The organism is Lachnoclostridium sp. (assembly GCF_031997925.1).
In the GTDB taxonomy this organism is placed as follows: Bacteria; Bacillota; Clostridia; order Lachnospirales; family Lachnospiraceae; genus Lachnoclostridium.
Map to the genome: position 1 here is coordinate 90,321 of NZ_DAMADT010000014.1, position 13,690 is coordinate 104,010.

Genomic DNA, 13,690 nt, shown 5'->3' on the forward strand with positions numbered 1-13,690 from the left:
TCTGAATCCGTTTTTGCTATCTCTAATCCCGTGCGATCAGAATAAACGGTAGAAGCTGTAAATACATCCTCAGGAATTTGTCCATAAGTCACTAGACTTATCCCTTTTTGATAAGTGGTTAATTTGCCGGACTTATTATAATCGTAACCTTCATAAGAATAATATATGGTTCCATTCTTCACTTCCACTGGTTGATAACTATGAATTCTGTTTCCTCGAACATCGTACTGGTATCGTGAAATTGCTCCATTTTGTGCAATTGATTCTAAAAGCGCTCCATCTTCTCTATAGAAGTTTTGCACTTTAGTTCTATCAGGATACGTTATTGATAAGACTTTTCCATCATAATCATAAACGGAAGTAGTCTCAGCGCCTTCATACTCATTCAAATAAATGATTTCTGTAATCTGGCTATTCCCTAGTGACAACTCACTATATCTCTTAGTCGACAGTAATACTTCGAAAGATTCTTCACTATCCTTAAAATAAGTTGACGTCAAACGATCCATAGCATCAAATTCATAACGATAGATACTTCCATTTGATCTTCTTTCTTTTTCTAGGTTTCCGTAAATATCGTAGGTATAGGATGTTATATTTCCCAAAGCATCTTTACTTTCCTTCAGTAAACCGTTGCTATAATAGGTATACTCTATCGATGGCAGTTCTCCCAATTGGTTTGGTTCGAATTGTTTGATAAGTTTACCTGCTGTATTATATACACTTCGTTGTTCACCACCATCCGGATTCGTTGTTTTTACCAGTAATCCGTTGTTATTATACTGATACCTTGTTACTTCGCCCTTTGGTGTTGTTTGGGACATTTTCCAACCAATCGCATTGTATGTATTTTTATTTGAATTACCATCTCCATCAATGGTTACTGAAATATCACCATATTTATCGTACTCATATTTTGTTAAAATACCTGTAGGATCAGTTGTAGTCTTTAGCAGTCCGGATACATTACAAGAGAAGAGTTTGTTAGCTTCTTCCTTCGTATAGTAATCATAAATTGTAATCGCGAAATCTTTTGTATCCGATGTACCAGGCTGATAATTCATATTTAAACTTAGGGCTTCTACCTTTTTTAATAGATTTACCCTATTGCTATCATAAACATACCATATTGCGGCACCTGATTCCCTGATTTCTTTTGTTATATTGTCCTTTTCATCGTATTCATATTGCTTGGTACTTCCATCCGGCTTAATTACTTTTGTAACATTGCCTCTCGCATCGTATTCATATTTTGTAATACCGCCATTAATATCAGTTGTGGCATACACATCCCCATATACATTTCTTCCATTCTCATAGGTATAATAAGTAGTAGTGGAAAGTCCCAGTGGATTCTGAACCTTCGTTGTATACATAGAAGTATCAAACCAATAGGTCCACTTCCTATTTTGGCTGTTGGTTATGGTTGTTTTCCGATTTACCATATCATATTGATAGTTCCATGTATCCTTAAACGCATCCGACGATGAAATAACCTTGTCCTGAGAATCTCCAATCGTATAATCATAGGCTAAAGTTTGTATTAATTCACCACTGGAATCATACATGTTTGTTAAGAATTTCTTGCTATTATAACTATATTTAGTAACATTTCCATCTGGATCAATTACTCTTGTCAATAGAGAATCTTCATACTCATATCGAACTTTCCGATTTTCTATATCCGTAATGTTTTCGATTAACCCTAGTGAATTGTATCCTATGGTGTATATCCGACCTACACTATCTTGAATCGATGTAATTTGATTATTCTTATACGTAATCTGAAGCTGATTTCCACACTTATCTTGCATAGAGACCATTCGACCAGATACATCAAAACCATACTTATACTGATCTAACGTTGTTAAAACTCCACTACCATCCGCATTTCTTATATAATTAGCTCTTGTGTCCTCGGATTTATATTCTGAACCACTTTTTCTAAAACGATGAGCACTGCCATCTGGTAAGGTGATTTCAACCAAGTCCTGTCCTGTAGATTTTCCTTCAAATCCAAAGGTCCAGCCACGTCCAAGTAAGGAAGCTTTTTCATTTCTTGAATTATAGGTTCTACTAAAATTAACCTGAAAACCGATGCTTGGCACTGACATATCGGTACAAGTGACTGAAAAGTTACCGGAGGCCGGATTTACACCACTTTCTCCATAATGAAGTCTTTCTTTGATCCTTGACAGCTGATCCATGGTATACCATGCATCACCTTCTCCCTCTCCTTGACTAATCAAATCATCATCTAAGGTCCCTTCTCCCATATAGGTATCCCGTTCTCTTATTTTATTTGTTAGTGCACCATAAGCATCAACACGTCCTTCTGAAGCTATAATTCCCAAAAGAGCATCACATTTTGTTACTGTTTTTAAAAGATTCTCTTTTATTTGATTGTTGCTTAAAGACTTATTCTTACTTAGCATTAAACCAACAATCCCACTAACATTAGCACTTGCTACTGATGTACCTGAATAATAGTCATATCCATTCTCAGGAATTGTACTTAGAATATTAACCCCCGGTGCTGCCACATCTATTTGCTTTCCTCGATTTGAAAAGGAAGCTAGGATACCCATCGTGTCGATTGCTGCTACCGATATCACATTAGGAATATCAAAACTTGCAGGGTAAACTGGATAATCTGTAGAATCTCCCCCCCTATTTCCTGCTGCACAAACAAACAGTATTCCGCTGTTTTCCATAGCTTCTTTCAGTGCAGGGTTATTGTCTGTTCCTCCGAAGCTACAATTAATAACCTTTACTCCCATGTTCTTTGCATATTCAATAGCAGCAATGGCATCACATGTATATCCAGTAAAACCATCAATAAACTTTAACGGCAAAACCTTTACATTTGGAGCTACTCCAGTGATTCCCTTATTATCCCCAATTGCAGCTATAATACCTGCTACATAGGTACCATGAAGGTCACTTTCAGATGAGTCAAAAACACTGTTATCACCATGATTAAAATCCCATCCGTTCACATCGTCAACATAACCATTCCCATCGTCATCGATTCCATTCCCAGGGATTTCTTTTTTATTGATGAAAATGTTTTTTGCTAAGTCACTATGATTGATATCAATCCCTGTATCCAAAACACCAATGACAATCTCCGCATCCCCTTTGGTGATATCATAGGCAGGTAATACATTCATATCAACTCCCTCTCGACTTTGCTTTCCCTCAATTTCTTTCCCAGTGTTATAAATAGCCCATTGTTCAGCAAATCGTTCATCCATAGGTACTGATGCAACAGTTAATGGGTAGTTTGGCTGTGCATACAGAACATTCGGGTCAGTTTCTAACTCTGAAATAATTTCATGAATTTGAGAAACTTCTTCAACCTCAATAATTGATAACTTTTGCTTATTAAATTGTTTTTTTTGCTTCAATTCTTTTAATTTAAGTTTCGATTTAACTTTTTTACAAGCATTGATATAACCTGATTTATCTTTATACTTTATAATAATATCTGTCGGTTTACTTCGATTCGTATTATCTTTATGACTTTGAATGTTCTCCTTCGTCTCGTCATTCTTTTTTGCATAAGCTAGTGTTTCTGGTGTGATATTAATAGTAGAAAAAATAAGCGAAATAATTAGTAAAGCAGTAATCAACTTTTTAAGCTTTTTCATAAAATCCCCCTTTACTCCCCTTTGTTAACATATGATAACTTATATTCAATATCGACTTGCTTCGTATTTAGAGCTTTAAAACGTATACTGTTAATTATCCCTGAATAAAAATAGTCATCAAACATCGGAATGTTAGCCACTATTATTATCTTCTCTCTTTGACCTTCTCGTTTAATAACAGCTTGCAACTTCAACCATTCAGATCCATTCATTGATTTACTAATGAATGTTGTATATGTTTCTTGCTCTTCTGTATATTCTGACAAATCTACTAATTTCAAATCATCTATTGAATAAGATAATTCCATACGGTATTGAGAATTATTTATTACATTCTCTGAATACAAGCTTAAGCTGAAATCCTCATTTTGGCTAACTTGTAATGTTGTTATTGTATTGGTGAGGTATTCAGTATAATTTGACCATGGTCCGATCATATTATCGTATCTTGCACGAACTCGAATCTTATGGCATAGATGATCTGATAATGACAGATTAATCCATGCTTCATTTGTTGAAAGCGTGATTCCATCTACCTCAATCTCATATGATGTTATTCCATTGATTGGTGTGAATGAAATTTGATAACCCTCTTCAAGTTTTTCAATTGATAACTTTTGTGGTGCACCAATACTAACTGTATATTCTAAGGTTGGGCTCCAATTACTGGTCCCATTTTCATAACATGCTCTAATCGAAAAGGTATATTTTCTTCCTATTAAAGTATCTACTATAGGTAAATAGTTTTTATCAGTCTTTAAGATAGTTTCATTATTTACCTTTACTTCATAACCTATAGCTTCATCCATAGAATTCCAATGTAAGTTTATTTCACCTTGTTCATCTATGTTGCAATAGAAACCTGTAGGCGATTTAGTTAAGTCATTTGTTGTTGTTACTTTAACAGGTTCACTCCAAGCACTTGCTCCACTTCCATTGATAGCCCGTACCTTGATAACATATTCCGTATTAGGTAATATTCCAGTATAGGTATATTGGGACTCATTCGAAATATTTACAATATCGTTTCCTATACTGATTTCATATCCAGTTGCATCTTCCTGTAAATCCCATGAAATAATAATAGAATTTGTTGTTAATTCAGATTGTTTAATTACAGGAATTTTAGGTATCATGCCAGGTACACTGATTGTCACAACTTCTGAATATTCTCCTATTTGATTATTTTCATATAAACAAGCAATTTTTAAAGACAATTGTGTGTTTTGGGATATATCTAATATTAGTTCTGTAGATTCAACACTATACTCGTTGTCATAATCATCGATAATTCGATACCCAATTGCTCCCATGATAGGTTTCCAAGAAACAATCACTTGCGAATTACTCATACGCATTATCCTTATATCATTAGCGTTAATTGATTGGCCTTTTTCATCTTTTATAATCCATTGATTACTCCAATCACTATAACCGCTTATGTTTATGGCACGAACCTGATATACCAATTCTTCATCTGTCTGACTATTTTCTGCAAGATACCGTAATTCGTCTCCGCGGTATATAATTTGTCCATTACACTGTAATTCATATTCCGATGCACCGTCTACAAATGACCATTCCAACAAATTATAGAGACTATTTCTCTTATATATGAGAGTTGGTGCTTCTGTTAATGTTGTCGCTGTAATCATCTGGCTACCAATGAATTCATTGTTTTCCCCATATACTAACAATTTATAGTAATATCGATATCCAGGTGCTAAACCACTAAAAATAATATTAAAATCATTGGTAACTTCTGTTCTCTCATTCGTAACTAAATCAATAATTTCAACCCTTGATATAACATCCTTATTATTAATATGTACTATTGCTTGTGTTTTAAATATCTCAACTTGTATATCTAGATCAATTATATTATTGTTCTCATACAGGATTGTATAAGATTGAGACCAATCACTGACCCCAGTCTCATTAACAGCTCTAACTCGATATACATAATACTCTCCATGCGATGGTGATGTCTCTTGATACATTAACTGATTAGATGGTATAATTTCTCCATTTCTCTCAATCTCATAAGACTCAGCATCTTTTACTCCATTCCAATGTACCTCGATTATTGTTCCAGACATAATAGCTACAACATTCTGTGGTACTGATGGTAGTAATGGGGTAGATTTTATTGTTTGTATATCACTCCACATACTTCTTCCATTCATGTTTCGCGCTCTTAATCGATAGGTATGATAGGAACCAGGTTCTAATCCATTATGTTGATAAAATGCTTCCGTTCCAACGTTGATTATTTGACCATCAATCTCAATTTCATATCCGGTGATATTCTCAAGATTATTCCATGATATTGTAATAGATGTAGCGCTGATATCATAACGAATACCTTCTGGTGTTGACGGTACAAGGCCAAGTGTCTTTTTAACCAAGGTATTACTAGATACTCCAAATCCTTCGTCATTTGCTGCATAAACACAGTAGGAATAGCCCTGTTCAGGAAGTAGATTCCGATCTTCATAGTTGCAAGTCCTTAACCCACTTGCTATAATCTTTCCATCTCTGGTAATTTCATAACTGGTAGCATTCTCAACTTCATCCCAATATAAAATAATAGACTGCCCTTGTGCCGTTGCTTTTAGCTGACTAGGTACTTTAGGTCTAGCTTGACCTGTTTTAAATGCAATGCCTTCCGACCATTCTGTAACTTCATCTATATTATTCAGTGCTCTAACTTTAGCAATGTAATTCGTATCGGCAACTAATCCAATTACCGTACCGTAAGTTTCAGGTCCTACACTGACCACCTTTACTATATTACCTATACTATCAAAAATACCGATTTGATATCTCGTATTATTTGGATTTGATGCTGAAGACCAATTCAATATTACTGAAAAATCTTCATATGAATCTATTTTAATATTATCTGGTACCTTTACTCTAGAATATGTAATATAAGGTAACGTCCATCCACCGTAACCGCCTCGATTTTTTGCTCTAATCCTTATTATGCTTTGTGTATTAGGTTCTTGATTTGGACAGAGTATTAAATTAGTTGTTACCATATCAAGTAATATACCATTCCACTCCACTTGATAACCTTCTACATTATTCATACCATCCCACGCAAAATAAAGCTGATTTTCTTTGTTATAATAGTTATAAATTGAATCATAATCAACTAACCCTGGTACCTCTGGAAGCGTACTTTGTGTAATTATTTTACTCCAAATTCCTTTTACCTCACCAATATTTGCTCTTACTCGGTAAGAATAAGTACTATCCTTAGTCAAATTCTTATGAATATAACGATTATCTATCGTTGTAATATAATCTTTACTACCATTTACTTCTATTTCATAGCTGGTTGCTCGCATGGAAATATCCCAAGTCAGAGTTATCTGTGTTTGAGTGTCTGCAGTAGCCTTTATATTGTTTGGTGCTGAAAGACTTTCTGGTAAAGTGGTAATCGATGCTACACTACTATAATTAGATGTGATTCCGTCTTTATTTTTTGTTTGAACTGAAATATTGTATGTGGTATCAGACACCAGTCCAGTTATAGCAATTTGCTTCGTCGATAATGTAAAGTAACTTATAGAAGATTGTAGACTTCCCGATGCATTTGCATAATACTCCCCAACACGAATACAGTACAAAGTATCTAATGGATTTTCATCCTTAACTTGGACATTTATCGCATTAGGGTTATTTGCACTTAACACAACCGATGGTACCAAAGATAATGTTGCTATAGTTCCATTGTATTTATTGATATGATTTAATTTATCTCGAACCTCAACACTATAAGCATAGGATTGATTTGGCTGTAATGAAGTATATATCATTTCAGATGCAGTAATCCAGTCGCTTACTTGAGTACCAAATGTATAGCGATAAGCATTGGAGTGAAGGCCTGATAATGTATCACTTGCAGTTACCGTTAATGTAATTCCATTTGAAGAAGCCTTCGCAGTAACATTCGATATCACAGGTGCAGACTTATCTACATAAAAGAGTACTGATTGAGATGCTACAGGTGAGATACTGTTTTTAACCTTTACCGTAATTGTATGTTGTCCTTCCGCTAGATTTGCAGCATTAATGCCAGTTGTAAATTGTACTTGTTTCGTGCTTTTAGTATCTGTAACTACTTCTTTTCCTTGAGCAACGGAAACCCCATCCAAAAAATACTCACATGTTAAAGCATCCCCACTATTATCCATGACATTAATTATTACTTTAAAATCCGTTTGTGTTTCTGATAGTACTAAACCAGCAGTTATGTTTGAGATACTTAAATATGGTGGAGTAGTACATATTTGACAATTAGGATTAGCTTCTTTATAACCTTGATACGACTCGGAACCACACGAACATCTTAAATATACGCTATGCCCAGTCGATGTATGGCTGCCGTATGTTTTTGTGGTATAATAACAAACATGGCAAGTGCAAGAATGAGAATCCCTACTAACACTTGCGCCACAATTAACGCAAGTATACACATGATCATCATAACTTCCCCTATGTACACAAGAATAGCTTGATGACAGAGTGTGATTGGAAGGATTGATAGGGTCAGATCGATTTTCCGACGATTTACATGTGGAACATATTCTAATAGAAGTTCCCTGTATTTTGCATGTTGCAACTTGACTTACTTGCCACGCTCCCCAAGTATGACTTCCGTATCCTCCTTCTATTTTTGAGTCTGAAGTAGAACATAATGAACATTTTCTAATGAACACTGCCTGGGTTATACATGTGGCTGCTTGATACTGCGTCCATGAACCCCAAGGATGACTTCCATAATCACCCTCTTTTGTCTCCGATTTCGAACATTTGGAACAAGTTCGTTGTAATGTAGCCTTGACCTTACAGTTACCAGCATTAGTCACACTCCAAGAACCCCAGCCAGTATGATTGCTAGAATTTATAGTTCCATTTTTTTTCTCTATCTGTCCACAGGAACATTTTCTTGTTGATACTTCAACTTGTGTACATGTTCCAGTCGTTGTTACTGCCCATGGACCCCATGCATGCACATGAGGAGGATAACATATGGAACATCCGCTTAGTTTGTCATATGTACTAGTAGCATAATTACATGCTGTTCCGCACTTTGATTGGCAAGCAGAGCTTCCACAATAATAAACTCTTCGATGCCCTCCGCTACTGTGTTCTGAATAATTATAATAGGAGCTTCCCTGATAACAAGTCGTGCATGGACAGGAGGTTAACGCACTAATTACTCCCTCTCCTCCAACATCAATATCTGCTTTAATTGTTTCCTTCGTTCCATCTTCATAAAATATTGTATATTCATAATTACCTTCCTGTAATTTTTTATATGAATTCTTTGCATTTAAGATGCCATGCCCATATTGTTCATGATTCCCTGTTTCTATTGCTCCTTCATATAGGAGGAATTTTATCTGAGCATTTGTTAAATTTTTGTCAAAGCTCCATAAAAGAGAAGCAACACCAGCTACATGCTGGGCAGCTACAGATGTTCCACTTACTATTGTTCTATTTCCAGAAGCATCTACGGTTTGAATGTTTTCTCCTGGGGCAGCGATATCGATATTATTTCCAATACATGAGTAAACAGATATCATATTGTTACTATCTGTCGAACTGACGCAAACAACATCACGAAATGCTGCAGGATATACATTTGTTCGATTACCGCTATTACCAGCAGCAGCTATTAATAAAATGTTGTTTTGAGAAGCCTTTTTTACTGCTTCTTCAAGTATTTTTGAATATCCAGTCCCTCCAAGACTAAGAACAATAATATTTATTCTATTTTCAATAGCCCAATCGATCCCATTAATTATGTTGCTATACCTTCCTTGACCCGTAGAATCTAAAATTTTCACAGAGTACAAATTTATATCAGGAGCAACTCCTACGAATCCACTACCATTATTAGTAGCAGCAATTATATTAGCCATTTCAGTTCCATGACCATTATCATCATCATAGCTCGTAATTCCGTCTACAAATGATATTCCACCGACAACATTTAGTTCACTGTTATTCAAATTTATTCCAGTGTCAAATACTGCCACATTCATACCTTTTCCGGTAATTCCTTGTTGAAACAGTTCAGGTGCACTTATTCTATTAATATTCCACGTTATCTCATCACCCAAAGCAGAGTACTGTGAATCTGTTCCTGTCTCAAGAATAACCTCTTCAATATAGTCATCCAAATGTTCTTCAAAATGTTCTTCCAATTGATCAGACTCAACATCTAAAGTATCATCGTTGAATATCTCATCTGAATCAGGATTGCTCTCATTTATACCTTGTTGTGTACTATCATTTACTTCATTCTTTATATCTAAACATGCTACTAGATAATCTTCTTCAATTAGTTCTATATCATTATCATTTTTCAAATCATTAATTTGATTTTCATCGATATTTACCACATATGTATTCTTTTTTTTAAGTTTCTTAAAGTCCTTCATTTTGCTTTCGGATTTTTTAGTTTTCAACTTACTATCTAAATCTTGTATGCTATCTTTATATTTTACTATAAATTGCTTATATGACTTTTTTTCTTCTTTATCTAGTTTGTTCTTTGAATATGCTTGTACTGTACTGGAAAATAAAAAAATTACACATAGCAATAATGTAAGAATTCTTGTACGTTTTCTCATTCTTTTCATGGTTAGACCCTTTCTAAGTTTAAAATTCTACTCCCATATAATCAATTTCATTTTTCGAATGTAACTATATACTATACATCATTTATTATATAGAATTCGATTCTTCTTAATATTTCCGTACAGCGTAAGTATTAGAGTTAATATCTGAGTAATTAAAATAAAAAAATCTTATGATTTTGCTTTAATACCACTTAATCCGATTCTAATGCTGCTTTAAATAAACATCAAAGTTAGCACTAAAGATTTCTGTTTCTCATAAATCCAAGTTGTAATTAAAGTAAGTTCATTTCCCTATTTGAATTTACTTTTATGAATTGTAATATAATCCATAGAATGCAAATATTTAATAAATCAATTATTAAAAGCCTCCCCTCTAATATCATTTTAATAAATTTACTGGAATATTTTTACAATTATTAGCATTCTATCACATGTTTCAATTTTCTGCATTATAAACTTTTATTAGAGCAAATTGAAAATCAAAATTATAATTCACTTAAACAATGTCTAAAAGTAAATATCTTTAAGTTTAGTAGTTTTAGTCGATTCCACTCAAAAATTAAAGTAAAATAAAGATTTTTTCTTTAAATGTTAGAAAGAATCGTAATTAATAATACATTTAAATACAAAAAGCCATGGAACAAAAGTGTAAATCACCTCATTCTATGGCTTATCTATATTTATTTAATTTTGTTAATATAGACTACTTATTACTGAAATCTTTGAATTCCTCCAATCTAACCCTTTAAACCAGTAGTCGCTATTCCTTCCACAAAAACTTCAGTTCTATGAAAAATAAATAATTAGTGGTAATACTTAATTCAGAATCTGTTCAGAATGCTCTTACTATAATTATTCCAAAAAAAATAAAGATTGTTGAAATTATAGTTTTTATTAAGATATGCTCCTTGTCCCCTCTAGTGATTGAAATTATGAAAGATACTAACAATGACATTACAAATAAAATAATCAAATCAAATATGTTATACATATCATCCCCCTCTTCTTTCAATCTTTTTGCTTTTGTTTAAAATAGTCTCATGACCTCAGCATTTTCTGTTTTATATAAGAAAAACCTCCCAGTGTCTGACTATCAAAGTCACTAGGAGGTGAAGGTATTGCTTAATAATTGTATCAATAAATTATTAAGCAAAAAGGATAAAAAATTTCATTCATGCATTATTTTATATTGAAGCGTTAAGAATTTTTGCTTCTTTTAAATCTATTTTTGCTTTATGTCCATGCTTTTCTAGTAAGTGTAATAAATTACCACCATTAAGCAGTGTTAATGGTTTATTTTTTACAAACTCATAAGCATCAGGGCCATAATCAGCTGTTGTTACCAAAATACCTTTGGTCGCTCCTTCATTCATAACAGTACCATATAAGTCACGTACAGCAGATACACCTACAGTATTAGTATAACGCTTAGCTTGTATCACTAGCTTCCCACCTCTTATAGGATCTGGGTCAAACGCAACCGCATCAACCCCACCATCCCTACTTGCCTGAGTAACTTTTACTTCACCACCATTAGACGAAAATTCTTTCTCAAATAATTCTCTTATAAGATGCTCAAAGTCTTCCCAAGGTATAGCAGCTAAGTTAGTTGAGTCATCTAATTTGTTGGTTACATTATATGATTCAACAAAACGTTTATCATTTTTATTTAAGGTTAAAATTGGCTGTATTGGTGTAATACCTGCAAGTTTTGAACTTCCAATACCCTTTAAATTTTTAAAGCAAGCTTTCGGATCTACATTCTTTAAATCAATAATATTGAAAACTTCTTTTTTTACCTGTATACTAATTATACAGGCGTCCTCACGATTACCAGTAGCTTTATTTAAAAAGTTAATCCAACCATTTAATGAAATTGCGTCTAATGCATTTATAACATCTGCCTGAAATTCTTCATATAGTACTCGTAAAATCAATTTATATATTGTTGTATCAAATAGTTTTTCTAGAACAGTATTATTAAAATAAAGCTCATTGAGTTCATTTTTTGAGGCTACATATTTCACTTCTTTGATGTTTGGATATGCTTCAATTTCCGGAAGCATATAATCTATAATAAGAATTTTGGTTTCTGGATTATAGTCAATATCAAATTTCTTGTTAATAAAATCAGGTAATATGGAGTCACTAAGAACCATATCGCAGTATTTAATAATTGATTCAGTATCATTATTGTAGTATTTCGACTTAAAGTTTTCAATTCCGGCATTAAAATCATTTTGTTTATTAATATATTCTGCTTCCCTATCATTCCATTCGTAGACTTTAAACTCATATTCTTCTAAACTTTTTTGATGTTGCTCTATTAGTTGAGAATTACACAAAGTCTTTTCTTTATATAAAGTATCAATGTCTTCATATACTAATTTGTAATTTTGTTCTGCTTTAATGATTGCTTTATTCTTTAAAGACTTAAACAAACCTGTTAGGATATTAAATTTTGGTTGAAATTCCGAATCATTTTTGTCAGGATAAGCTGGTAATACAGCTAGTACTGGTTCAGATGGTTTTAATGGATAAGGCTCTTTAAATTCACTTCTATCCATTAATGCTTCCCAATCTATTGTATGATCAATTTCTAAAGAACTAACTAATATATCTTCAACTTCACTAATTTTTTCTTCAGCTTCTTTAGTTTTTCTTAAAGCTTCATCTACACTGGCTTTTTTTAAATCCTCTATACGTTTCTTTTCTTGAATCTCATTCCACTTTTCATTCCATTTTTCTACTTGAACACGGACTTTATTGTTAAGTATATCTCTCTCTGGCGCAGATATTACTTTGTGTTCCTTCAAACCTTCATGCAATATTTCTTGTTGATAACGTAAAACTTTTGTTCCATTAACATTCCAAACATTATCAACCTTCCCATAGCCTATTAGGCCTTTATCAAAACTTCTCGAACCTGCCACCTTAACACTCCCTTTGTATAATGCTAAATTGTACCATATTTCATTTGCATCCATTATATTACATAAATACTTAAAATACAAATAAACTATTATTTTTTTACATATAACCATAATGCTAGTATTACAAAATCTTAAAAAATTACTCGAAATTGAAAAACTAGGACATGGTAGCCTTATGCGGCTCCCGTACGCCGGTCATTTTAGTCTTGTAATTTCTTGTCTAGTTTTAATTAAAGCCAATTACATTGATAACAAAACGTCTAAAATTTTATAACAATTAATTTTCTAAAACTTCGTTAAAATACAAACAAGCTGCTGTCAGACTAATCTTACGTTAGTTTGACAGCAGCTTGTTTTTTTATCAGATCTTTTTTAACTATTCCGCTTTTGCAGCGTTTCTACCTGCAATACGCCCAAATACAGTAATATCTGCAATTGCATC

General features: G+C 33.2%; 3 protein-coding genes. All 3 read right to left on the bottom strand.

What is annotated here, in order from left to right; translation table 11 throughout:
- Nucleotides 1-3,653: S8 family serine peptidase (locus RTP52_RS10950; RefSeq protein WP_312371276.1), on the bottom strand; the 3,653-nt coding region annotated here is incomplete at its 3' end.
- An 11-nt stretch (nucleotides 3,654-3,664) separates the two neighbouring features.
- A complete protein-coding gene (locus tag RTP52_RS10955) occupies nucleotides 3,665-10,315 on the bottom strand; it encodes a fibronectin type III domain-containing protein (protein ID WP_312371278.1) in 6,651 nt (2,216 codons plus the stop codon).
- A gap of 1,184 nt (nucleotides 10,316-11,499) precedes the next feature.
- The gene (locus RTP52_RS10960; protein ID WP_312371281.1) at nucleotides 11,500-13,248 is read right to left on the bottom strand and encodes a restriction endonuclease; all 1,749 of its coding nucleotides are present in this window, start codon (nucleotides 13,246-13,248) and stop codon (nucleotides 11,500-11,502) included.
- Between the last annotated feature and the right edge of the window lie 442 nt (nucleotides 13,249-13,690).